Raw genomic sequence first — 24,518 nt, 5'->3', positions numbered from 1 at the left:
CTTTCTTTTGCGCTGAAGCTTCTTGGATTGAGTGGTAAAAAACTCCTCTCTCTTAACGGAGGGGAGATGGGCGAGGTTCATGAATGTCAAAAAATAAAAAAACTCATACACTGATACAAAATTCAAATTTTTATCTGGAGATGGTTGGATGGCGCGTTGGATCGATGTCTCGACAAGTAAACATCAATTAAAGCTTTACGATGGACAGCGGCTCATTAAGGTGTATCCCATTGCTGTTGGTAAAATGTTGACACCAACCCCTTCAGGAACGTATACGATCATTAATAAACAGCGTCATCCTGGAGGCGCTTTCGGGGCTATGTGGATGGGACTCTCTAAGCCACACTATGGAATACACGGAACGAATAACCCTTCCTCTATAGGAAAAAATGTATCCCATGGCTGCATTCGTATGCATAATCAAGATGTGGTGGAGTTAGCTGCACTTGTGCCAATCGGAACACCTGTCCATATTCATAAGTGAGAAGCCTGCTTTGCTATATAACGCTGATAAAGCAAAAAATACAGAGATGTTTCGGATTGTTTTATTTTATGTGGTTTGTCTTCTTTTTTGGAGAGGCTCAGGCAAAATGACAGGATCAAAACATCACAAGTGTTGATGATCCATTATTTTACTAAAAACATGGAGTGATCTAGCTAGGAACCAAGCAATGACCATTAGTTTTTATTGGATAATCAACACACCTGTAAAAACATGTTAAAATTAGCTATCCATTTTTTGGACTTTTATTGTTAAGATGATGTGAAAGAAAATTTTCTTCCCATTATTCGAATGGAGAGAAGAGGGGGATATGAAAAGAAAGGGAGTTCCGTTTGGACGGAACTCCCAGCGGCAATGAAGAAGAGGGTGAAAACGGGCTGTTAATAGTTAATTAACGATGCACCAACGATAATTAATAAGATAAACAATACTACGATTAACACAAAGCCATTATTATAAGATCCGCCGTATTGAGACATGGAATTTCCCCCTTTCATCCGAAGGATACTATTAGTGTATGAAAAAGTTTGTATCATGTTTTGGACAAACATGGATTTTATTGAAATTTGATGAATAAAAACTATCATCAGTCCAACTGAAAAATGGAACGAAAGAAGTATGTAGAAAAATTTCTATACCCAAAAAAGTCTTTCGTCACGTATTCGTGGGACAAATACCTGCATAGCGCGTTTATGGTTCTGTGGAGAAAGTTTTTCACCACTCCTAATCACCGAAAGAGGGGCATCACCTGCCATACAAGGAATAAATGTGGATGAATCAAGTTGTATCTAACAGAAGGGATAACCCGAGCCCCCAACTCTTGACGTCAGCATAGGGAGAGAATATCACAGTGCATGATATGCGTCATATTCATCGTTTTTTGATATAATAAAAACGAAGAAGAACTAACGTGCGAGTGATCTAATGTGAGAAAGAGATGGCCAGCTTGCCGATTTGCCCCTTCTCTTAGCGTAGGTTATATTTTCACTTATATAATGAAGCAATCCCATTTTATCTATATGTATGCTATCATTTAGCAAAACCAAACAATTTTATTTAGGAGGCATTGGATCATGAGCGCTGTTAAGAATAAGGGGGAGTAATTTTGTCAGAAATCTTATCACAATCAGCTAAAGTATCAGTTCAACATCAACAATTATCTAAAACAAAAATCCTTAAAAGGGCAATCGGCATTTTTATTGGAGCTGTTGCAATGGCTGTGGGACTTGAGATCTTTTTAGTTCCCAATAAAGTCATCGATGGAGGCATAACAGGCATTTCCATTATGCTTTCCCACATTACAGGTTATCGCCTCGGTATTTTCATTTTCCTTTTAAACCTTCCATTCTTTTTTATGGGATATAAGCAAATCGGTAAAACCTTTGCTATTTCCACATTATTTGGAATTGCTGTTTTATCTGTTTTTACCTCTTTGTTTCACCCTGTTCCTGCTTTTACAGAAGATATTTTGTTGGCCACGATTTTCGGCGGCATGATTTTAGGCATGGGAGTAGGACTTGTTATTCGCTGTGGCGGTGCGTTAGATGGCACGGAAATATTGGCGATACTGATCAATAAAAAGATTCCTTTTTCCGTTGGCGAAATTATTATGTTTTTTAATATTTTTATCCTTGGTACGGCTGGATTCGTATATACTTGGGATCGCGCGATGTACTCGATTTTAGCCTATGTTATTGCCTTTAAAACCATTGATGTCGTGATTAAAGGATTAGATGAGTCGAAATCAGCGTGGATTATTAGTGATAATTCGGAAATGATCGGCAGCGCCATCATGAATCGACTTGGGCGCGGCGTTACCTATTTGAGCGGGGAAGGCGCATTTTCCGGAGATGATAAAAAAGTAGTGTTTTGTGTGATTACACGCCTTGAGGAGGCAAAGCTGAAAGAAATTGTAGAAGAAAATGATCCCAATGCTTTCTTGGCGATTGCCGATATTGCTGAAGTGCGCGGCGGACGTTTTAAGAAACGGGACATTCATTAATCCATACTTGTTTGTAGCTGCTTCAGCAGCCGTTGATAAAGACGGCTGCTGAAGCGGACAAGCTTGTTATTCAACGTTTAGGCGAGAGGATGAAAGGCGAAGGGCTAGTTTAACCCGTATACACGGGTTTATTTTTTTGCTCTCATAGCGGATATCATGTGAAAAAAGTGTCATACATCCTTCACACTTTTTTCACAGTGTTTATCTAATATAAATACATATCGAACTTCTCCGGGCGAAAAAGGAGAGTTTGTCCGACATGGGGGCTTTGATTCAAGCGGATACAGCTAGACATAGCCAAACGTGATCGATCAGAAAAACGGAAAGTACAGTCACAAGGAGGGAAATCGTTGCTTCGTTTGCACAAAGTACTGCTATGGGGATTGGTGGGTATATTCCTGCTCAACCTATTCCCTGGCCGCTCATTTGCCCATGCTTATATTGTTCGCTCCACGCCGTCAGAAAATGAAACATTGGCTCGCGCTCCGAGTATGATTCGCATCGAGTTTAATGAAGAAATTCAAGACCATTTTTACTCTTTGAAGCTAATCAATGAAGCAGGGCAATCGATTACATTAAACCAGGTATGGATTGATAAGAATCATCCAAAAATACTTGAAGCGAATTTGCCAAACGCTCTGTCGCAGGGAACGTATATGATCCAATGGAGGGTCGTTTCCAGCGATGGCCATCCGGTCAAGGGAACGATTCCGTTTCAAATTGGACAAGGAGGCAAAACGGAAACATCGATTTTGCCTAAAACCAAAAACTATTTGCCACAGCTGGATATGGTATGGATTCGCTGGCTGTTTTACGTAAGCTCATCTTTGTTTGTCGGAATGCTTTTTTTTAAACAAATAGTAGAGCCGAAGCAGGAGACTTTTTCTTTTTCATTCAGATATAATGCTTTGTATTGGCTCGCTTACATTGGAATGAGTCTTTCAATTTTACTGAGTCTGCCTTTACAAATTACAGTCGAAGCAGATGTACCATGGTCTAAAGCATGGAGCGTATCCTTCATAAAAAAAATGATTACGGATAGTTCATTTGGCTCTGTATGGCTCATTCAGATCGCATGCCTTGGATTATTGCTGATAACGGGCTCTGCCATTACATATTTCCATCAGCGCCAAGAGAAGCGGCTTAAACGTTGGGTGTCTTTGTCATTCATTATCGGAATGGGGCTTTTGTTTACGAAATCGTTACTTGGACATACAGCAGCGTCTCCTCATCGCATGATTTCTGTATTGATAGATTTTCTGCATCTTCTTGCTGCCAGCCTTTGGCTGGGGAGCTTATGCATGATTGCCCTTATTTTGCCGCTAGAGCTATTGACGAAAAAGGAAAAAGATTGGCATCGGTATTGGGCCGCGATTAAAAGATTTTCTTACTGGGGGGCGATTTTTGCTTGTGGGGTCATGATGACGGGTGCATACATGAGCCTTCAACAAGTTCCGACCTTTTTTGCTCTTCTTTCGACCATGTACGGGAAGTTTTTGATGGGTAAAGTCATGTTATTGATGATGATGCTGCTGCTAGCTTCCATCCATATATGGGCGAGAAAGAAAGGAAGAAAATTAGGGCTTTCAATATGGGGAGAATGGGGGATCGGAATCATCGTGCTGCTTCTTGCTGCCGTTTTGACGAATCTCCCTCCCGCGACAGCGGCTCCGGGCCCTTTTCAGCAAACAAAAGAGGTTCACGGGTATACGATTGGCTTAAAAGTGACTCCCAATATATTAGGAACCAATCATTTTACGATCCATATTAAAAATCAAAAAGGGCAGCCGGTCCAGGATATTGAGCAAGTGACAGTCACACTTACATCTAAGGAAATGGATATGGGAGAAAATGTTTTACAAGTTCGCGGAAATCAATCCGGCACTTATCAAATCCAAGGAATGATCAGTATGGCTGGCCGCTGGAACATTCATATTCATGCATTAACCACATCTTTACAAAGCATTGATGCAGATTTCGAATGTTTTGTGGGTAGTCAATAAAAGGAGGAAATGGATTTATGAAAAAAGCCGTTCTCAGAGTATCAAGACTGACTATTTTTGCTATGACCGCATTTTTTTTATTTTCAGGAATAGCAAGTGCACATGTGACAGTGAAGCCCAATATTTCTGCACCGGGCTCTTGGGAAACGTATACCATAAAAATTCCTGTCGAAAAAGAGATACCGACAACAAAAGTCACGTTAAAAGTTCCAGAGGGAGCAGAGTTTGTATCCTATCAGCCTGCTAGTGGATGGAAGGTAATCACGGAGAAAGACGCATCTGGAAAAGTGACAACAGTTACGTGGGAAGCAACAGGAGAGGGCCTTTTGCCAGGAGAGTTTCAGCAATTTTATTTTATGGCTAAAAACCCAGAACAGGAAGGAACATTAGCTTGGGATGCTTATCAATACTATAAAGATGGCTCTGTTGTCGAATGGACGGGCGATGAAAGCTCACAAACCCCTCATTCTGTAACTGAAATCAGTCAATCAGCCGCAGCTTCAGACAGCCACAGCTCTCATCATGGCCAGCAAGCTGTTACAGAGACAAAAAAAGAAAGTGACAAAGAAGAGACAGAGAACAAAAAAACGGAAGCAAACGGTGTGCAAACAGCTACCCTGATTGTCTCAATTCTTGCTCTCATTCTTTCCGTTGCTGCGTTTTTGAAAAAGAGAAAATAGGATAACATCCAGTCAAAAAGCACCTTTATCCAAGGTGCTTTTTTATCGCGATTGATAGGGTGTTATTTTGTGGGCGTGGAAGGGAAGCGAGAAAGGGTCATCAACAATGTTTTTCTCGAGCTCCTGAAAAAAATGATCGTTCATCGAGTGAAAAATGAATTTTTCGTTATACTAAAATATTGTGAGCAAATCATTTGAAATCCTATTTAAAATTTAATAAGATTACTTCGAATCAAAAATGTATTGATTCGAAATTTATAACCAAACAAAATTTACAACAAGAAAGGAAAGAATGAATATGGCAAAAGTCTTGTACATTACAGCCCATCCTTATGACCACACACAATCTTACAGCATGGCAGCTGGAAAGGCGTTTGTTGAGGCTTACAAGGAAGCTAATCCTGATCATGAAGTCGTTCATATTGACCTTTATAAAGAATACATTCCGCAAATTGATGGAGATGTATTGAACGGTTGGGATAAATTAAGAACAGGAACAGATTTTAGCGAGCTTTCTGCAGAAGAAAAAACGAAAGTAGGGCGTCTTTCAGAGCTATGCGAGCAATTTATTTCCGCTGATAAATATGTGTTTGTCACACCGTTCTGGAATTTCTCATTCCCTCCGGTGATGAAAGCATATATTGATGCTGTTGCGATGGCAGGCAAAACCTTTAAATACACAGAGCAAGGCCCGGTTGGGTTATTAACAGATAAAAAAGCGCTACATATTCAGGCGAGCGGTGGTATTTATTCAGAAGGCCCAGCTGCTCAATTGGAAATGGGGCATCGTTATTTAAGCGTCATCATGCAATTTTTTGGCATTCCATCCTTTGAAGGGTTGTTTGTCGAAGGACACGCTGCGATGCCTGATAAAGCACAAGAGATTAAAGAAAATGCCATTGCGCGGGCAAAAGATTTAGCTCAAACATTTTAATTAAAAAGAGCCGATCAGGAATGGTCGGCTCTTTTTTCGTGCGCAATCAATGCTTTGCCAATCGTATTTCATACCTGAGGCGTTAATGGAGACTAACGCGCATTATTGATTTTCCAAGTTTTGCAGCTCATTTACCGTGACAAACTGATAGCCTTGCTTGGATAAAGAGGCTAATATACCTTTAATGGTTTGCAGCTCATGATCTGTATCATCGTACATTGGATGCAGTAAAATAATGGATCCCGGCTTTACGTGCTGGTTGACATAATTTACTTTATCGGAAACCGAAGAGTAGTATGTGTCAGGCTCAAGATTCCACATCACCGTTTGGATATGCTGCTCTTTTAAATAATAGGGCAGCCCGATGAGTTTTTTCCCGTTTGGAGGACGAAAATCGATTTCTCCTTTGTATCCGGTTTTGCGAATCCAATCGTTTGTTTGTTCAATTTCTTTTTGAATAAAAGAAGAAGACTTAAAAACCATACGTTGATGAGAATAAGTATGATTTCCAAGCTGATGTCCCGCCGCCACCATTTTTTTGCCAAGCTCTAAGTGTTTCTTTAATTCGTTTCCGATGACGAAAAAAGTGGCTTTTGCGTGATATTGCTCTAAAAGGGGCAATATCTTTTCCACATTTTCCGTAGGTCCATCATCGAAGGTAAGTGCCACTACCTTTTTTGTCGTATCGACATGGCTGATGAGATCTCCAAACAGCTGATATGTTCTTGAATTCATTAGCTTATATAGACCAGCTAATAAAAGGCATATTGAGATGAGACAAATGATTCCATATGTAATCATCCGTTTTTTGACCATTGATTGTCATCCTCTTTTATTTAATTAGTCAAATGGCTTGTTCTTGGACATTTTATCAGTTCGCACTTATTAATACAAGCTCATTTCATGTATATGCCGAGATCAAAGAAATGAATGCTTCTTTTGTGTACAAGGCAGTCCAAGAGAAATAAATGGATTTCTGAGGGAGAGGCTACGTCTTCATGTGAGGCAAAGGGAAACATCGCTTTCGGCTTCACTTGTCAGTCTTTGAAGCAAATGGCCGTTCGCTCACTCAACCGTTAAAAATATCCCGAGATGAAGGGGGAAGATGACGTTTCATCGGTTTAATGGACTGTCTATTGCTCCAATCATGATCATAAAAATGATTTTTATTTACAACGTAACATTGTTATGTTACATTAATGATATGATAACGAAGGAGGTGCTTGAGTGTGGAGCAAGAGTTGATTTCGAAAAAGGAATTGCTGGAACTCACAAATATTTCATACGGACAGTTATATAGATGGAAGCGCAAAAAATTAATTCCTGAAGAATGGTTTATTCGAAAGTCAACATTTACGGGACAGGAAACATTTTTCCCAAAAGAAAAGATATTGGCGAGAATTGAAAAAATTAAACAAATGAAAGATGATTTATCACTTGATGAATTGGCAAGTATGTTTTCACCGAATCCGACTACAATTGCCCTTCATAAAAATGATATTATAGAACGTAACATTGTTTCGGAATTAGCGCTTCATTTTTATATTGAACAAAAGGGCGAGCAGCATGTATTTTTGTTTGACCAACTCCTTCAATTGTATGTATTTGATCGGCTGTTGCAGACAGGCGAAATGAGTTTGGGAGAAGGAAAAAGCGTATTTGATGTATTTGAGCGCCATTACAAAAAAATTCAAGGAAAAAGCTGTGAACTGCTCATCGTGCGAAAAATGGGCATTTCAACATGCCTGCTCTCTACAAATGGGAACGAGCTATATTTTGAGGACGGAGCCAAGGTGGTGGCCCGTTTACATGTGCCTAGCTGTATAGAGGAGTTAAAAATAAAGGTGACGGAGGGGATGGATAAATGGAGCGAAAAGATTTAGTGATTGCTGGCGTCGGCCATGCTTCGGGTGGAATATACAATATGGTCAAGGTTTCAGGAAGTGGAAAGCTTTTTGGTGATGTGGATTGCAACGATTTGAGCATTCAAGGAAATGCCACCATCGAAGGAAATGTGAAAGCGGAAATGGCTCATGTATCCGGAAGGGTTCATATGACGGGGGCGCTGCATGCTGAACAGGTAAAAATTAGCGGAAATGCTAGTGTTGGCGGGAACATAGAGTGTAAAGTGATTCGCTTTCATGGAAACGGGAGCGTAAAAGGAACGTTGAATGCCGAAGAGGTGTATATCCATGGAGAAACAGATGTCGCAGGGGATTGCGCTGCCGAAACATTTGATGCACGGGGCAGCTTTACCATTGGTGGATTATTGAACGCGGGAAACATTCAAGTGAAGCTGTATGGTCATTGTCAAGTGAAGGAAATTGGCGGGGAAACGATTGAGGTTCGGCAACCAGGAGTTCCATTTTTGAAAAAACTATTTTTTCATGTCGGCTTAACAGCTGAAATGATTGAAGGCGATGAAATTTATTTAGAACATACCAATGCCAAAGTTGTGAGAGGAAACAAAGTAACCGTCGGCCCTGGGTGTGAGATTGAACGGGTGGAATATCAAAGTAGCTTTGAATGTGATAAAGGAGCGAAAGTAGGAACATATCAAAAAGTATGAGGAGGAAAGTCATGAGAAACTTGACAGTCAATGGTTCTGCTTTGACATCAGGAGGAACCTTTCGTAATGTGACCATTCGTGGTGATGCGACAATTAGCGGCGATGTACAATGTGCGAAATGGAAAGTATTTGGGAACGCGGATGTGAGTGGAAATATGACAGCCGAATGGCTAAACATTTTTGGACAGGCGAATATAAGAGGAAACGTCCATGTGAAAACGATCAAGCTATTTGGGCAGGCGGACATTCGCGGAAATACCAATGTTGATGACATGCGTCTTCGCGGGGCTGCGCATATTCAAGGGAATATTACAGGCGGAGCGATTCACGGGTATGGAGAGATGAATGTTTCCGGTGATTGTGAAACGGAATCGTTTTCGGTTAAAGGGGTTGTACAAATTGCTAATACATTAAATGCAGAGCGAGTCGACCTCTCCCTTTATTTTGCGGATAGCCGCATTTCGGAAATCGGTGGAAAAACGATCCGCGTGAAACGAAGCAAATGGAACGTGATGAACCTTTTTAAAGGGATGGCGAACACGTCAGCAAGGCTCATGACCGAAATCGTCGAGGGAGATGAGATTTATTTAGAGCATACGAGTGCCCAAATTGTCAGAGGAGACCGTATTATCATCGGCCCGGGCTGCGATATTGAACTGATCGAATATCAAACAAGCTTGCAGCAAAGCGAACGAGCCGTTGTAAAAGAGAAAAGAAAAATATAAAAAGGAGAATCGACTGGGTGTGTTTGGGTGATGAGGAGATCATCTTTAAAAAATCGACAAATGATTAGGGCAGCATATCGCTTCATACCGGCAGCTGAAAAGTATGCCGGTATTTTTATTATGTTTGTTTCATCAATATAGATTTGATAATTTCTTAGGAAAAGCAAAAGATAAAAAACAGAGCATTTTTTTTTAGAAAAACAATGGAATCATGTAAAATAAAAAGTATTCTTCAAAAATTATGTGTGCACAAAATGCTGAAGCGGCTGCAGCGAAAAAGTGCGTAGTGAACAGAGGAATGATGAATTTTTAAGAAGAAAAAGGGGGTGAGCGTCAGTATACGAGCGCATTCGCTTCTCATTCCAAAAGAGGAGGGGCGATGACATGCTAGATTCAGGGAATGGCAGGATATAGAGGCAACTTGGCGTGTCCACAATTTCGTGTCTTCAACGAAGGGAGACTGTTTGATTTCGACAGTCGAAAAAGATCGCTGATTCTTGCTAATCAGCTATACGTTCAATCTTCTTGTATATAGATAGATGGCATGAGTATTTAAAAAAGGGGGATATACATGAGTAGTAGGACATCTGTAATGATTAGCATCGTTTTAGCTATGCTAGTAGCATCTATGGACACGACGATTATGAATACAACGATGCCGATTATTTCTAAAGAACTTGGCGGCTTTTCACTTTATGCGTGGTCATTTGCCTCTTATATGATTACAACGACGGTTCTTTCTCCTATAGCAGGAAGGCTGTCAGATATTTTTGGTAGAAAGAAAGTGTTTAGCTTTGGAATTGTTCTTTTTCTTGCCGGATCACTTTTGTGCGGAATGTCGCAGAGTATGATTCAGCTTGTTCTATTTCGTGCTATTCAAGGAATTGGCGCAGGATTTATGATGCCGTTTCCGGCCATTATTGCCGGAGATTTGTTTCCAGTCGAAAAACGAGGGAAAATTCAAGCGTTTTTTACAGCCATGTGGGGAATTTCCGCTGTACTTGCACCGCTGCTTGGCTCCTTATTTGTGGAGTATTTGTCATGGCGTTGGATCTTTTATGTCAATATTCCTGTTTCTTTGCTTTCATTATTGACGTTGATCCCATATAAAGAAGTATATGAACCGAAGAAAGCGGCTGTCGATTATATCGGTGCGGTTTTATTTGCGCTGGCGATCAGCTCCCTTTTACTTGTGACAGTTGTGAACAGCGGGCAGTTTTTGTATGCTGCTGGAGGGGTATTATTGCTTATTGTTTTTTATTGGTATGAGAAGAAGCAAGCTTCCCCGCTCGTTCCATTAACATTAGTTCGCCATCAAACATTAAAATGGATGAATATTAATGGCTTTATCAGCTGTGTCGCTCTATTTGGAACATCAAGCTATATTCCATTATTTTTGCAGCAAATAGCTCATCAAACCGTTTTTATGAGCGGTGTAGCATTGCTCGGGACATCCATTGGCTGGATGCTGGCAGCTGTTCCGGCAGGAAAATGGATTTTACGATATGGTTATCGTCGTCTGCTTATTATTGGCAATATTTTGCTTGTGGCAAGCGGAGGACTACTTGCGCTGTTGAATGAACAGCATGGCTTTTTTTATGTATTTTTCGCTATGTTTATTCAAGGACTGTCCTTTGGTCTTATGACCACGGTCGGAGTGATTGGTTCCCAACAGCTGGCGGATGCGCATGAAAAAGGAATTGCGACTTCATTTTTTATGTTTTGCCGTAATATCGGAACAGCTATTGGGGTAACGGTGATGGGAGCGCTATTAACGAAAGCCGCTCATTTTATGACAGGGATTCATGATCTGTTTTTATTCGGTTTTGCCGGTAGTATTGTTGCCCTTCTTACCTCCTTTTTCATACGGGAAGAAGTGCAGCATGAGCCGTTCAATGAAATAAAAGAAGGAAAAATGGTGTAGATTCGTATAAAACTTCTGCTCATAGAATCCGATAGAAAAAGTGAGTATGACAGAGGAACCATCGTTTTTCCATCATTTGTTATATTGGTAAAGCGGATGGAGAAAAAGGGGGCTTTTATCATTGAAAATGACCGTTAGAAAAAAATTGTTTGCTGGCTTTACAGCCGTGTTGGCCATTTTAGCCATCATTGTTGGAATTGCCTATTATGAATTGAGAGGCATTGATCAAACGTATACGAATCTATTGAATGAAAAAGTGCAAGCTTTATCGCTCGTTCAGCAAATGGAGATCGCGGCAAAGAAAGAGCAAACGAGCGCACGCGGCTATTTAATTACCGGAGATAGCACATCTTCCACAAATTTTGAAAAAGCGCATGAAGAGTATGGCGAACTAAGCAGCGACGTAGCTAAACTGATCACTCAAGAGGAAGCGAAGGAGCTGCTGTCACAGCTAAATCAACTGGAGGAAGACTACTATCAATTCGGCAAACAGCTAATACAGCTCAAGCAACAAAATGATGTCGAGCAGTATACAGAGTTAGTTGCCACAAAAGGCAGAGAGCTTTCCCAGCAGTTTGATGAAGCGGCGGAAAAATTGGTTCAATTCGAGCGGCGCTTATTAGATCAAGCTAGCCGTTCCACTTCTGCAAAATCGGATTCTGCGCAAATGTGGATGATGATTTATGGAGCGATTGCTGTGCTTGTTAGCGTTGGGGTAGCCTTTTCTATTAGCCAGATGATTTCACGCCCTGTTACTGCGCTATCGCAGGCGGCAAAGCGAATCGCTTCGGGAGATCTTGCAGGGGATAAAATTCTCGTGAAAAATAAAGATGAAATTGGTGAATTAGCCGCCTCTTTTAACGAAATGGCGGGAAATCTACGAGAGGTGATTCAGCAAGTAGCGAGCAATGCTGAACAGGTAGCCGCATCATCGGAACAACTAACAGCAAGCGCGGAGCAAACGAGCAAAGCGACTGAGCAAATTACGGCAACGATGCAAGAGGTGGCATTGGGTGCGGAAAAACAAGTTCAAGGTGTTGAAGAAACACTTGAAACCGTTCAAGAAATGTCCAATGGCATTCATCATGTAGCACAGCGCGCGCAAAATGTAGCCGAAATTGCCGGAGATGCCTCTCAGCGGGCATTGGAAGGCAGTGACACAGTTCGAACGGCCGTTGAGCAAATGAATTCGATAAACGAAACGGTAACGAGTTTAGCTAATGTCATTAAAGGATTAGGGGAACGTTCAACGCAGATCGGCCAAATTATTGAAGTGATTACCGGAATTGCTGAACAAACGAATTTGTTAGCGCTCAATGCAGCGATTGAAGCAGCAAGAGCAGGAGAACAAGGGCGCGGTTTTGCTGTAGTGGCTGACGAGGTTCGAAAGCTTGCAGAACAATCGGCACAATCTGCTCAGCAGATTTCAGCATTGATTGCGGGAATTCAACAAGAAACAAATGCTGCTGTCCAGTCAATGGAAAAAGCAACAGCAGAAACGGGCAATGGAATCGATGTGATTCGGACCGCTGGGCTATCGTTCAAACAAATCAAAGATGCCGTGCAGGAGGTAGCGGGCAATATTCAAGAGGTGTCTGCATCTGTTCAGCAAATGTCTGCTGGTGCGGAGCAAATTGTCCAATCGATACAGCAAATGAATAAGCTAGCCGAAACATCGGCTTCGGGAACACAGGAAGTGTCTGCAGCCGCTGAGGAGCAGCTTGCTTCTATGCAGGAAATCTCTGCTTCTGCTACAGCATTATCAACGATGGCCGAAGATTTACAGGAAATGATTCGAAAGTTTAGAATATCATAGCGTACAGCATGGGATCTTGCATGGCGGCGAGATCCCTTTGTTCATCTTGAAATAACGACGCTTAGTGTTTATATAAGGACCCTATTGTGAACACATCCACCGAGAAGTCTCCCATCTCTAAACGGAGTGAAGGAGGGAGAGGAAGCTCACATCCTTTCATTTTCGTTTGTCTTGTGAAAAGAAGCAATGAAACTCTTTTTTCTTCCTGCAAAACGTGATAAAATTTCCTTCGCTTGGATATAATAAAACAATGTGGCATAATGACACAGAAGGTAGTGATGTCCGTGGGAGAGAAGCTTGTTGTGTTAATCGGGCCAACCGCTGTGGGGAAAACAAAAATGAGCATTGAACTGGCTAAACGGCTCAATGCAGAAATTATTAGCGGTGACTCGATGCAAATTTATAAAGGAATGGATATTGGCACAGCTAAAATTACTAAGCAAGAAATGGACGGAATCCCGCACCATTTAATAGACATTAAAGACCCAGCCGAGCCATTTTCTGTCGCCGAATTTCAACAGCTCGTTCGACCGTTGATTCAAGAAATTACTGACAGAGGCAAATTGCCGATGATTGTTGGCGGGACCGGGCTTTATATTCAATCGGTTATCTATGATTATCGTTTTTCTGACGCTCCTTCCGATCCAGCATATCGAGAGGATCTGCGGCGTATGGCGAAGGAAAAAGGAGCAGAGGCGTTATATGAAGAATTAAAGAGGATTGATCCAGAAAGCGCTGAACGCATTCACCCTCATAATCTGCGCCGTGTCATTCGTGCGCTTGAAATTTATCGATGCACCGGAAAAACAATGGCGGAATGGCAGCAAACGCAAACCCATGAGCTTCTTTATCAAGCGGCGATTATTGGTTTAACAATGGAAAGGGAGCAATTATATCGTCGCATTAACGAACGCGTCGATCAAATGGTGGCCCAAGGGCTGCTCGATGAGGTTAAAGCCTTGTATGAGCGCGGCTTGCGCAACTGCCAATCGATTCAGGCTATTGGCTATAAAGAAATTTATGCATATTTAGATGGCGAGCTTTCATTTGCTGAAGCCGTTGAACAGCTCAAACAAAATTCACGTCGCTATGCTAAACGTCAGCTCACATGGTTTCGTAATAAGATGCCTGTACGCTGGTTTGATATGACAGATTTATCTCGATTTACCGAGAAACGCGATGAAATTTTGCGATACATAGAAGGAAAGCTTCAACAAAAGACGAATATATAAAAATAGGTAGAGAGAAAAAGAGGAGGCCAGTTCATGAAAACATCGATTAACATTCAAGACCAATTTTTAAATCAATTGCGCAAAGATGGCACACAGGTAACCGTATTTTTATTGAATGGATTTCAACTTCGCGGCTTGGTGAGAGGCTTTGACAACTTCACTGTGCTTTTAGAGGTGCAGGGGAAGCAGCAACTCATTTACAAGCATGCGATTTCTACATTTGCACCTGAAAAAAATGTTCAGCTTGATATCCAATAAACAAGCAACAAAAAATCGCCCGCACGACACATGCGGGCGATTTTGTTTCGTAAAAAGGCGGGGAGATGAATATACTATAATAGCTATGGGAATGCAGTGCTCGTTTACACATGATAAAAGGCGATGCTTCTGCACCTTTAGAGCAGTGAAAGCTTGCCTGCTGGTGAGCATTTATTTGATTTTTTACGAAAACAATATAAATACAAATGAAAGATTGAACCAGTTAGCTTCTGGAAAGGTAGGTGACGCATTTTTGAACGGCCAGAGAAACAGAATTTTTCCTTTATTGCGCGAATGTTTGACAGGGGATAAACAACGATCGGTTTTACGAGACTTATGAGTAAATCTGAAAACGGTTTGTTTAGACATCCTGGCCGTCTAAAGAGACGAATTCCACATAAACGATGAAGAGAGCAAACGTTAAATTCGAATGAAATGGGACCACATCATGGAGCAAATAGAGGGGGAAAGGGAGAAGTGCATCGGATGATAGGCATTTGTCACAAATAAATGTCGCTAAACGTATACTGGAAAAAACAATACTACTATTCATCAAGCGAAAGGGATAAAGCGAGGTGACAACCGTTGTCAGAAGTAACGATGAATAAGGCGAAAGGACAAATTAACATTGTATTAAACTCTAAAAATACGAATCATTTAGCGAAAGAGGAACGCATCGAAGGAATTGATTACGAGCAACATGCGATATTAAGAAGCATCCAAACAGAGCTTGACCAATTGATCGGCTTGGAAAATGTCAAAAAAATTGTCAAAGAAATTTATGCGTGGCTATATATTAACAAAAGGCGCAAAGATCAGGGACTGAAATCGAATAAGCAGGCACTTCACATGATTTTTAAAGGCAATCCGGGAACGGGAAAAACGACAGTCGCTCGCCTGTTAGGAAAATTATTTTTTGAAATGAACGTGTTGTCAAAAGGGCATTTTATCGAAGCAGAACGAGCGGATTTAGTCGGCGAGTATATTGGGCACACAGCCAATAAAACACGTGATTTAATTAAAAAGGCGCGAGGCGGTATTTTATTTATTGATGAGGCGTATTCGTTGGCACGCGGGGGAGAAAAGGATTTTGGAAAAGAAGCGATTGATACGCTTGTAAAAGGCATGGAGGATTATTGTGAAGATTTAGTCGTCATTTTAGCTGGTTATCCGGCGGAGATGGATTATTTTCTATCCTTGAACCCCGGTCTCCCTTCCCGCTTTCCACTTATGATTGAGTTTCCTGATTACACGGTAGACGAATTAATCCATATTGCCAAACAAATGCTGCGAGAGAGAGAATACGAATTTACGTTCGAAGCAGAACGAAAGCTGTATCATCATATTGAAGAGCTTCTTCACACAAAGAAGGAACGAAAATTCAGCAATGGCCGCTACATTCGTAATTTAATTGAGAAGGCGATTCGCAAACAAGCTGTTCGTTTATTATATGAAGGGCGTTATGACAAAAAAGAATTAACGTTGATTCGTGATCGTGATTTAATCATCGGTTCTTAATCAAGCGGAAGCAGCAGCTTCCTTATTTTTTTGCAGAGAGGCAGGAGTTTTATTGCACAAAAAAGAATACATAAAATTATTAATTGTCTTAATATTTTAATAAAAAAGGAGGAGAAGAATGTCTATTACGATTGGCGAAGTATTTTTACAAACGGTAAGGAAATTTCCAAAAAAAGAAGCGCTTGTCGATATAAGAAGAGGAATTCGCTATACGTACAAACAATGGGCAGACGAAGTCAGCCGTCTTGCTAATGCCTTCATAGGTATGGGAGTAAAAAAAGGTGATCGTGTTTCCACCATATTGTTAAACACTAGCGAATTAGCAACGGCATTTTTTGCATGCGCCCAAATTGGGGCCGTATTCAATCCAGTCAATTTTCGTTTGAGTCCGAAAGAAATCGCTTACATTTTAGCGGATGCAGCTCCGAAAATAGTTTTGTTTGAAAAGGCCGTAGAACCGCAAATATCACATATTCACCATGAATTTCCTCATATTTCCTTCTGGTATATTGATAACGATACACCACCATATGCGATAAATTACTGGGAACAAGTGAATACCGCTTCATCACAACCTCCTCGCAGCGATGTATCAGAAAATGATCTTTACGCCATTATGTATACGAGTGGAACGACGGGAAGACCAAAAGGTGTTATGCACCGGCATCGCGAGATGATTGAGCAGAGCTTGATTTGTAACTCGATTATGCGCATTCGTGAAACCGACCGGGGACTTGTTGCTGCTCCCATGTTTCATTGCGCTGAATTACATTGCTGCTTTTTGCCGCGCGTGCATGCGGGAGCCACGAATGTCATTATTCATCATTTTGATCCAAAGCAAGTGCTTGAGGTCATTGAAAAAGAGCGGATTACTTCTCTATTTGCCGCACCGACCATGTGGAACATGATTCTTCAGGAGAATATAAGCGCCTATCATTTATCCTCTTTTCGCATTGGCTTATATGGTGCCGCCCCAATGGCTCCTGTGCTTGTAAAGGAGTGCAAAGAAAGATTGGGAATTGATCTGATTCAAGCGTATGGAATGACAGAAATGGGACCGGCCGTAACGTTTTTGCTAGAGGATGAGCAACTAACGAGGGCTGGATCAGCTGGCCGTGCTTGCTTAAACCATGAAATTCGCATTGTGCAGCCGAAAGAAGATGGTCCGTCCGACCCCGATCACGTGCTGCCTCCAGGGCAGGTTGGCGAGATCATCGTGAAAGGACCGTGCATGATGATGGGCTATTACAACCGCGAAGAAGCAACAGAAAAAGCGATGTATAAAGGCTGGTACCATTCGGGAGATTTAGGATATATGGATGAGGATGGATATTTATATGTGGCAGATCGCGTAGATGATATGGTGATCAGCGGTGGTGAAAACGTTTACCCACGCGAAGTCGAGGATGTCCTCTATGAGCATAAAGGGGTGCTGGATGTTGCTGTGCTTGGGGAGCCGGATGAAAAGTGGGGAGAAAAGGTTGTGGCTTTTATTGTTAAAAAAGATCCCAATTTAACAGCAGAAGAGCTTGAGCGATTTTGCAAAAACAGCGACCAGCTAGCTCCATACAAACGACCGCGCGCCTACTATTTTGTTGATGCGCTGCCGAGAAATGCAAGCGGCAAAATCCAAAAATTTTTACTTCGCGAACAAATGAACCAATCAGCAAAATCATAGGGAGATGAGAAGATGGCAGCAAGCTATTTGCGTGAAGAGCATCGCATTTTTCGCAGCTCCTTCAGAAAATTTTTGGAAAAAGAAGCAGCACCCTATTACTTAGATTGGGAAAAACAAGGCCTCATTCCGCGTGATTTTTGGAGAAAAATGGGTGATAACGGTTTTCTTTGTCCGTGGATTGGTGAGAAGTACGGCGGCTTATCCGCTGATTTCGGTTATTCTGTGGTCATTAATGAAGAATTAGAAAAAATAGGATCAAGTCTGATTGGGATTGGCCTGCATAATGACATTGTCGTTCCATATATTTACTATTATGGAACAGAGGAACAAAAGAAAAAATGGCTGCCAAAATGCTTAACAGGAGAAATGATCACGGCCATTGCGATGACCGAACCGGGGGCAGGATCTGATTTAGCGGATATTTCAACAACGGCGATCAAACATGGCGATTACTATGTTGTCAATGGACAGAAGACGTTTATCACGAATGGCATTCATGCCGACTTAGTCATCGTTGTTTGCAAAACCGATCCGCAAGCCGTGCCGCCTTATAAAGGAATAAGCTTATTGGCTGTGGAACGAGGTACGCCTGGATTTACCCGGGGCAGAAAACTGGAGAAAGTGGGACTGCATGCACAGGATACAGCCGAGCTCTTTTTTAGCGATGCAAAAGTTCCAGCAGCCAATTTGCTCGGCAAAGAAGGACACGGTTTTTATTCCTTAATGGAAAAGCTGCAGCAGGAACGCTTGATTGTGGCGATTGCTGCGCAAACGGCAGCGGAAAGAATGTTTGAGCTGACCAAAGAATATGTTAAAAACAGAAAGGCATTTGGACGAGCAATCAGTCAATTTCAAACAATCCAGTTTCGACTGGCTGAAATGGCAACCGAAATTGCTTTGGGTCGGACCTTTCTTGACCATGTCATCGAACAGCATATCGATGGAAGGGATGTAGTCACATCTGTCTCGATGGCGAAATGGTGGATTACTGATATGGCCAAGCGAATAGCGGCAGAAGGGATGCAGCTGCATGGAGGTTATGGCTATATGGAAGAATACGAGATTGCGCGGCGATATCGTGACATTCCAGTCAGTGCGATTTACGCGGGAACAAATGAAATGATGAAAAGGATCATTGCTAAAAATCTAAACCTTTCATAGAAAAAGGAGGAACATCATTTGCTAGAAGGAGTAAAAGTCATCGATTTTTCTCATTATCTTCCTGGTCCATTTGCCAGCCTTCGCTTGGCCGATTTAGGAGCAGAAGTAGTGAAGATCGAACCGCCAACAGGCGATAAGATGCGCGAGCTGGCTGATGAATGTATATTTGCAGCCAATAATGCCGGCAAGCAAAGCATTGCTCTCAATTTAAAGCTGGAGGAGGATGTGCGAATTGCAAAATCGTTAATAAAAGAGGCTGACGTGATCATTGAAAGCTTTCGCCCTGGCGTTATGAAAAGACTCGGTTTGGGCTACGATGAGATCAGCCAAATAAATCCTGCCATTATTTATTGCTCCATTAGTGGCTATGGGCAGAATAGCCCTGCTTCTTTATTAGGAAGCCATGATTTGAACTATATGGCGCTTACCGGTGTATTAGCTCAGCTAAAGGATTCTCAAGGACGCCCTGTCCATCCGACGATTACGATGGCGGATTTCATTGGCAGCCTTCATGCTGTTGAGCAAATGATAGCTGCTTTATATGCACGTGAGCGGACAGGAAAAGGGAGATATCTCGATCTTTCGCTAGTGGATGGACTACTTTCATTGATGACTAACCATTTTGTGCAGGAACACAAAACGAAAAGCAAAAATGGCATTCAGCTGCTTGCAGGTATCATTGTTTCGTATCATTTGTACGAAACAAAAGATGGGAGATACGTGTCGTTAGCCGCCCTTGAACCGAACTTTTGGAAAAATTTCTGTTCGGCTGTAGGTCACCCTGAATGGTGCGAGCACCATATCTCTCCGGCGAATGATGATAACGTCATCTTTCGGGAGATCAAGCAGCTGTTCCAATCGAAAACACTAGAGCAATGGGCGGAGTTTAGTATGCAGATTGATTGTTGCCTTACTCCTGTTTTCGAAACAGATGAAGCAAAAATCTTATTTTCGAGCGAACGGTATCGAAAAATGATTCATATAGAGGAGGATCGAATAGAAGTGGCGACTTGCTATGATCGCGAGTTGCTCAAAAAGCGGTCACATGCACCAAAAATCAATGAGCACAAGCAGGATTTCATTTATTCAATAGGAGAGTGATGAACGATGATGAATGTGCCATTAAATATCGCGACGATGCTGGAGAGAGCGGAAGCACTTTTTCCAAAAAAGCAGGTTATTTCCCGGATGAAATCTGGTATTGTTCGCCATACCTATAGAGAAATCGGTGAAAGGACGCGAAGGCTTGCAAGCGCTCTAAAACAGCTAGGCGTGGAAATAGGGGATCGCGTCGGTACGCTTGCTTGGAATCATCATCGGCATTTGGAGGCGTATTTCGCTATTCCGGGAATTGGAGCTGTGCTGCATACGATTAACATTCGGCTGTCTCCAGAGCATATTGCCTATATTATTAATCATGCAAATGACCGTGTGCTGCTGATTGATGAAGATTTTCTTCCGGTCATTGAAAACATAAAAAACGAGATTCCTAATGTTCAAGCCTTTATTGTGATGACAGAAGAGGACAGCGTGCCAGAGACGTCTTTGTCCCCTGTCTATCATTATGAAAATCTGCTGCAAAAAGGAGAGGCTCATTTTGCCTTTCTTAAAAATATGGATGAAAATAGTCCTTCGGGCATATGTTACACCTCGGCAACGACGGGATGGCCGAAGGGGGTTGTTTACTCGCATCGCGCGACAGTGCTGCATAGTATGGCGCTGGGGCTTGCCGATAGCGCTGGTTTATCCGAAACCGATGTAGCCATGCCGGTGGTGCCGATGTTTCATGTGAATGCGTGGGGACTTCCATTTGCTGCCGTGTGGTTTGGAACAACGCTTGTGATGCCTGGTGCAGCCTTTACTCCGAAAATTTTAGCGGAACTGATGGAAGTGGAAAAAGTGACTCTTGCTGCCGGAGTGCCGACGGTGTGGCTTGGCTTGCTAAAGGAGTTGGAGAAAGAAGACTATGATTTAAGTAGTGTGAAGCGTATTTTATGCGGAGGGGCGGCAGCTCCAAAAGGTCTGATTCGCGCTTTTGAAGAAAGAGGGATTCCGTTTGTCCATGCATATGGTATGACAGAAACAAGCCCGCTTGTCGTGCTTTCTCGTCTCAAAAGCTATCAGCAGCATTTATCTAAAAATGAGAAACTGGATATTCGGGCTAAGCAAGGCTTTCTCGTTCCTGGAGTCGAAATGAAGGTGATTGGCAAGGACGGTGATGTATCATGGAACGGAACAGAAATGGGGGAGCTATGTTTGCGTGGACCGTGGATTGCTAGCGAGTATTATCATGATGAACGAAGCAAGGAATCGTTTCGCGATGGCTGGCTTTATACAGGAGATGTCGTAACGGTTGATGAAGAAGGCTTTATTAAGATTGTCGACCGTACGAAAGATGTCATCAAAAGCGGTGGGGAATGGATTTCTTCGGTAGATTTAGAGAATGCCTTAATGGCCCATGAGGCCGTATTTGAAGCAGCCGTGGTCGCCGTGCCTCATCCAGAATGGCAGGAACGTCCGGTTGCCTGCGTGGTTGTCAAAGAAGGGAAAACAGTCACAAAAGATGAACTGTACGATTTTTTACGTCCGCAGTTTGCTAAATGGTGGCTTCCAGATGAAATCGTGTTTGTCGATGAAATTCCCAAAACAAGTGTCGGGAAATTTTTGAAAACGAAATTGCGCGAGCAGCTGCGTAGTTATTTTACCAATACAAATTAGGAGGGAAGGGCATGTTGCAATCCGTTGCGGTTATCGGCTCCGGTTTAATGGGAAGCGGAATTGCTCAGTCGCTGGCCATGGGTGGGAAAACTGTATATTTATACGATATTTCCGACTCCGCTCTTGAGAAAGGAAGAGATTCGATTCGCAAAAGTCTAGCGCGATTTGTGAAGTCTGGCAAATGGAGTGAGCAGCAGGTGGAGGATGTGCTGAATCGAATTCAGACAGGCACGAATCTACAAACGGCTGTAAAGGATGTGGATGTGGTGATCGAAGCGGTTCCAGAGCAGCTAGCACTAAAAAAAGAGGTGTTTAAACAACTGGATCGCTATGCGAAGCAGGAAGCCGTGTTGGCCACGAATACCTCTGAGTTAAGTGTGACGGCGATTGCTTCAGCCACGCAACGGCCGAGCCAGGTAATCGGCATGCATTGGTTCAATCCTGCGCCGGTGATGAAGCTGATTGAAATCGTGAAAGGAGTCCCTACATCTGAGAAAACGATTCGAATCATTGAGCAATTGTCTCAAGAGATTGGAAAAGAAACGGTAGTAGTGGAAGACAGGCAGGGGTTTGTCACTACACGAGCCATTGCTGCTCATATGATTGAATGCATCCGGATGTATGAGGAGGGAGTCGCTTCCGCAGAACATATTGATAAAGCGATTTGTCTCGGCCTAAATTATCCGATGGGACCACTCGAGCTTGCTGACTTGGTCGGCTTGGACACCATGCTATTTGTCAGTGAAAACATGACAGAGGCATATGGAGATCGCTTTCGCCCGCCGCAAATACTTCGAAAGCTTGTTGAAGCAGGTCATTTAGGCAGAAAAACAGGAAAGGGATTTTACACATATCACGAATGAAAGAAGGGAAAATGTTGTGCGAGAAGTGGTAATTGTCGAAGCAGTGCGCACGCCTGTCGGCAAGCGTAATGGAGTATTTCGTGAGGTTCATCCTGTTCATCTTGCCGCCGCGGTGCTTGCCGAAGTAGTCGATCGTGCGGGAATTGACAAGCCTCTCGTTGAGGATATTGTTATGGGATGTGTGACTCCTATTGGTGAGCAGGGGTATAATATCGGGCGGCTGGCGGCACTGGAAGCAGGCTTTCCTGTCGAAGTGCCCGCTGTACAAATTAACCGGATGTGCGGATCGGGCCAGCAGGCCATTCATTTCGCTGCTCAAGAAATTCGTTCAGGGGATATGGAGATTACGATTGCTGCCGGAGTGGAAAGTATGACAAAAGTTCCGATTTTAAGCGACGGAAACGACCAGACCATTCCACTATCCTTGCATGGAAAATATGAATTTGTGCATCAAGGCATTTCTGCAGAGCTCATCGCTGAAAAATATGGGCTTACACGCGAGGAGCTTGATGCCTATGCATATGAGAGCCATCGTCGGGCGCTTCAGGCACAAGAAAAGGGGGTATTTGCCCAAGAAATTGTACCTGTGCACGGGCGGGACCAAGAAGGAAACGAGATCGTTGTTATAAAAGATGAAGGGCCGCGGCAAGATACATCGCTGGAGGCGCTGGCTTTATTGAAACCGGTATTCAAGCAAAAAGGAAAAATTACAGCCGGAAATGCAAGTCAAATGAGTGATGGAGCAGCTGCTGCGCTATTAATGGACGCAGGGACCGCCTGCCGCCTCGGAATTGTGCCGAAGGCAAGAATCATCGCACAAACCGTTGTTGGCTCTGATCCCACATATATGCTGGATGGGGTGATTCCAGCAACGAAAAAAGTCTTGCAAAAAGCGGGTCTTACCATTGATGATATGGATCTGGTCGAGATTAATGAAGCGTTTGCACCTGTTGTGCTAGCATGGCAAAAGGAAATCGGCATCCCGCTTTCGAAGGTAAATGTCAATGGAGGAGCGATTGCCCTCGGTCATCCGCTTGGCGCAACTGGAGTTAAACTGATGACCTCTCTTGTTCATGAGCTTGAACGCAGACAGAAGAGATATGGTTTGTTGACGATTTGTATTGGACATGGGATGGCCACTGCTTCGATTATTGAGCGATGGAATGCATAAAGGGGATGGCCCAAAACGCGTTAGTGTTTTGGGCCATCCCCTTTTTATGATGCTTTTGCTTTTAATGATTTATTCGGCAGCTTCCAATTATATGTATATGATAGAATACGAAGGGCGGCAACGATCATAAAGAGAATATATAATCGAATAGGAGAGTGAGCGGCCCCAATTCCAACGGCTAATCCCGCTAAAATAGCCCAAACAGCATAAATTTCGGCACGAAGTACGAGCGGTTTTCGCCCGGCTAGCAAATCCCTAATGATCCCGCCTCCACTGCCTGTTAAAACAGCGGCTACAATGACAGCGCTCAGCGGATGCCCCATTTTGGCTGCATATAAAGCTCCTTGAATGGCAAATGCAGATAATCCGAGCGCATCAAAAAAATTCCCCCATCTTTGCCAGTGGGGCAGCATTTTTTGCGGGAACAGATAAATAACGGTCATAGCAAAGAGGGCTATATGAAACAGCATACCTTGATCCCATAGTGCTGATACAGGAACACCGATCAGCAAATTGCGAATCGCTCCACCGCCAAAGGCAGTCACAATTCCGAGAATATAGACGCCCAAAATGTCATACTCCTCTTCCATAGCGACAATAGCGCCACTAATGGCAAAAGCAACCGTACCGATAATACTCAATATTTCCCAGGTCATACGGCAAATCCCTTTCTTCATCGTATTACGGTAAACATTTTAGGCGGAATAGATAAGAAAATCAATCATCATTTTTTGGCCGTTTCCTATAAGGGGATTTTGAGAATG

22 protein-coding genes are annotated in these 24,518 nt (G+C 42.7%); 19 read left to right on the top strand and 3 right to left on the bottom strand.

Translation table 11 applies throughout. The annotated features are described in order from the left end of the window. The first annotated feature begins 148 nt into the window (after window positions 1–148). Window positions 149–484 (top strand): L,D-transpeptidase, encoded by a 336-nt coding sequence (locus B6A27_RS16265; RefSeq protein ID WP_044745311.1) that lies wholly within the window; start codon window positions 149–151, stop codon window positions 482–484. Window positions 485–882: 398 nt separating this feature from the next. Here B6A27_RS16265 and B6A27_RS18520 read toward each other — a convergent pair whose 3' ends face one another. Continuing rightward, on the bottom strand, window positions 883–981 hold the full coding sequence (locus B6A27_RS18520; RefSeq protein ID WP_231734597.1) for a YjcZ family sporulation protein: 99 nt from the start codon (window positions 979–981) through the stop codon (window positions 883–885). A gap of 626 nt (window positions 982–1,607) precedes the next feature. Between B6A27_RS18520 and B6A27_RS16255 the strand changes: the two genes are divergently transcribed. From B6A27_RS16255 to B6A27_RS16240, 4 genes are all read left to right on the top strand, one after another. After that, a complete protein-coding gene (locus B6A27_RS16255; protein WP_236546411.1) occupies window positions 1,608–2,504 on the top strand; it encodes a YitT family protein in 897 nt (298 codons plus the stop codon). Window positions 2,505–2,854: 350 nt separating this feature from the next. Continuing rightward, window positions 2,855–4,507: a copper resistance protein CopC gene (locus B6A27_RS16250; protein ID WP_080862657.1), complete on the top strand. Its 1,653-nt coding sequence runs from the start codon at window positions 2,855–2,857 to the stop codon at window positions 4,505–4,507. Window positions 4,508–4,524: 17 nt separating this feature from the next. Further along, window positions 4,525–5,187 carry a YcnI family copper-binding membrane protein gene (locus B6A27_RS16245; RefSeq protein WP_080862656.1) on the top strand — a complete coding sequence of 221 codons (663 nt, stop codon included), beginning with the start codon at window positions 4,525–4,527 and terminating at the stop codon, window positions 5,185–5,187. A 298-nt stretch (window positions 5,188–5,485) separates the two neighbouring features. After that, entirely contained in the window at window positions 5,486–6,121 is a 636-nt protein-coding gene (locus B6A27_RS16240) for an FMN-dependent NADH-azoreductase (protein ID WP_066147366.1), read from the top strand. A gap of 102 nt (window positions 6,122–6,223) precedes the next feature. Here the strand turns inward: B6A27_RS16240 and B6A27_RS16235 are convergent, their stop codons facing one another. Beyond that, window positions 6,224–6,937, bottom strand: coding sequence for a polysaccharide deacetylase family protein (locus tag B6A27_RS16235; RefSeq protein ID WP_044745308.1), 714 nt, complete (start codon window positions 6,935–6,937; stop codon window positions 6,224–6,226). A gap of 413 nt (window positions 6,938–7,350) precedes the next feature. On the opposite strand from B6A27_RS16235, the gene B6A27_RS16230 reads away from it, so the two are divergent. The 14 genes from B6A27_RS16230 (at window position 7,351) to B6A27_RS16165 (ending at window position 23,754) form a co-directional block, all read left to right on the top strand. Further along, a complete protein-coding gene (locus B6A27_RS16230; RefSeq protein ID WP_066147369.1) occupies window positions 7,351–8,004 on the top strand; it encodes a YhbD family protein in 654 nt (217 codons plus the stop codon). Beyond that, window positions 7,986–8,690 carry a polymer-forming cytoskeletal protein gene (locus B6A27_RS16225; protein WP_066147371.1) on the top strand — a complete coding sequence of 235 codons (705 nt, stop codon included), beginning with the start codon at window positions 7,986–7,988 and terminating at the stop codon, window positions 8,688–8,690. Before B6A27_RS16230 ends, B6A27_RS16225 begins: the two co-directional genes overlap by 19 nt. An 11-nt stretch (window positions 8,691–8,701) precedes the next feature. Further along, window positions 8,702–9,415, top strand: coding sequence for a polymer-forming cytoskeletal protein (locus B6A27_RS16220; RefSeq protein ID WP_236546412.1), 714 nt, complete (start codon window positions 8,702–8,704; stop codon window positions 9,413–9,415). A gap of 571 nt (window positions 9,416–9,986) precedes the next feature. Continuing rightward, the gene (locus B6A27_RS16215; protein WP_080862654.1) at window positions 9,987–11,339 is read left to right on the top strand and encodes an MDR family MFS transporter; all 1,353 of its coding nucleotides are present in this window, start codon (window positions 9,987–9,989) and stop codon (window positions 11,337–11,339) included. Between the two features lie 127 nt (window positions 11,340–11,466). Beyond that, the gene (locus B6A27_RS16210) at window positions 11,467–13,155 is read left to right on the top strand and encodes a methyl-accepting chemotaxis protein (protein WP_201722575.1); all 1,689 of its coding nucleotides are present in this window, start codon (window positions 11,467–11,469) and stop codon (window positions 13,153–13,155) included. A 284-nt stretch (window positions 13,156–13,439) separates the two neighbouring features. Beyond that, complete coding sequence (gene miaA / locus B6A27_RS16205; RefSeq protein WP_066147724.1) at window positions 13,440–14,387, top strand: tRNA (adenosine(37)-N6)-dimethylallyltransferase MiaA; 948 nt, start codon at window positions 13,440–13,442, stop codon at window positions 14,385–14,387. 33 nt (window positions 14,388–14,420) lie between these two features. Beyond that, window positions 14,421–14,645, top strand: a complete 225-nt coding sequence (hfq, locus tag B6A27_RS16200) for an RNA chaperone Hfq (protein ID WP_044745301.1) — start codon at window positions 14,421–14,423, stop codon at window positions 14,643–14,645. Window positions 14,646–15,230: 585 nt separating this feature from the next. After that, window positions 15,231–16,163 (top strand): stage V sporulation protein K, encoded by a 933-nt coding sequence (gene spoVK, locus B6A27_RS16195; RefSeq protein WP_080862652.1) that lies wholly within the window; start codon window positions 15,231–15,233, stop codon window positions 16,161–16,163. Window positions 16,164–16,281: 118 nt separating this feature from the next. Beyond that, complete coding sequence (locus tag B6A27_RS16190) at window positions 16,282–17,841, top strand: fatty acid--CoA ligase (protein WP_080862651.1); 1,560 nt, start codon at window positions 16,282–16,284, stop codon at window positions 17,839–17,841. Between the two features lie 12 nt (window positions 17,842–17,853). Then, window positions 17,854–19,002, top strand: a complete 1,149-nt coding sequence (locus B6A27_RS16185) for an acyl-CoA dehydrogenase family protein (protein WP_080862650.1) — start codon at window positions 17,854–17,856, stop codon at window positions 19,000–19,002. An 18-nt stretch (window positions 19,003–19,020) separates the two neighbouring features. After that, a complete protein-coding gene (locus tag B6A27_RS16180) occupies window positions 19,021–20,103 on the top strand; it encodes a CaiB/BaiF CoA transferase family protein (RefSeq protein WP_080862649.1) in 1,083 nt (360 codons plus the stop codon). A gap of 6 nt (window positions 20,104–20,109) precedes the next feature. Beyond that, the gene (locus B6A27_RS16175; RefSeq protein WP_044745296.1) at window positions 20,110–21,720 is read left to right on the top strand and encodes a long-chain fatty acid--CoA ligase; all 1,611 of its coding nucleotides are present in this window, start codon (window positions 20,110–20,112) and stop codon (window positions 21,718–21,720) included. Between the two features lie 11 nt (window positions 21,721–21,731). After that, complete coding sequence (locus B6A27_RS16170) at window positions 21,732–22,583, top strand: 3-hydroxyacyl-CoA dehydrogenase family protein (protein ID WP_080862648.1); 852 nt, start codon at window positions 21,732–21,734, stop codon at window positions 22,581–22,583. A gap of 16 nt (window positions 22,584–22,599) precedes the next feature. Further along, window positions 22,600–23,754 carry a thiolase family protein gene (locus B6A27_RS16165; RefSeq protein ID WP_080862647.1) on the top strand — a complete coding sequence of 385 codons (1,155 nt, stop codon included), beginning with the start codon at window positions 22,600–22,602 and terminating at the stop codon, window positions 23,752–23,754. Between the two features lie 44 nt (window positions 23,755–23,798). On the opposite strand, the gene B6A27_RS16160 is transcribed toward B6A27_RS16165, so the two are convergent. Continuing rightward, window positions 23,799–24,410 carry a trimeric intracellular cation channel family protein gene (locus B6A27_RS16160; RefSeq protein ID WP_044745293.1) on the bottom strand — a complete coding sequence of 204 codons (612 nt, stop codon included), beginning with the start codon at window positions 24,408–24,410 and terminating at the stop codon, window positions 23,799–23,801. Between the last annotated feature and the right edge of the window lie 108 nt (window positions 24,411–24,518).

Origin of the sequence: Anoxybacillus sp. UARK-01 (assembly GCF_002075365.1) — a bacterium.
Taxonomy (GTDB): Bacteria; Bacillota; Bacilli; order Bacillales; family Anoxybacillaceae; genus Anoxybacteroides; species Anoxybacteroides rupiense.
The sequence above is the reverse complement of the archived record's forward strand: the minus strand, read 5'-3'. Positions and strand labels throughout refer to the sequence as shown.